This window comes from Bradyrhizobium sp. PRIMUS42 (assembly GCF_023006515.1).
GTDB lineage: Bacteria > Pseudomonadota > Alphaproteobacteria > Rhizobiales > Xanthobacteraceae > Bradyrhizobium.
This window is the reverse complement of sequence record NZ_JALBGZ010001647.1, coordinates 1-366: the sequence shown is the minus strand read 5'-3', so window position 1 is coordinate 366 and position 366 is coordinate 1. Positions and strand designations below refer to the sequence as shown.

The following is a 366-nucleotide window of genomic DNA, read 5'->3' as shown; positions in this document are numbered from 1 at the left end:
CAGGACCTGCCGTTCGAGCGCCTGGTGCAGGAGCTGCAGCCGGCGCGCGAGGCGAGCCGCCATCCGATCTTCCAGGTCCTGTTCGCATTGCAGAACGTGCCGCAGGAGAAGATCGAGCTGCCGGGGCTGACGCTCGGCCATCTCGGCGACCAGGCCGCCGGCGGGCTCGGACCGGCGCTGTCGCGGCTGGACCTCGCACTTTATCTGCACGAGGCGGAGGAGGGCCTGCGCGGCTTCTTCCAATATGCGACCGACCTGTTCGACGCCGCGACGGTGAAGCGGCTGTCGGAGCATCTGACGCAAATGTTGATGGAAGCAGTCGCTGACGCGGACCGTCCGCTGTCGGAGCTTGCGATGCTGCCGGAG

General features: G+C 67.8%; 1 protein-coding gene. It reads left to right on the top strand.

Annotated features, from left to right (window positions below):
• Window positions 1-366: condensation domain-containing protein (locus MOV75_RS42105; RefSeq protein WP_247008782.1), on the top strand; the 366-nt coding region annotated here is incomplete at both ends.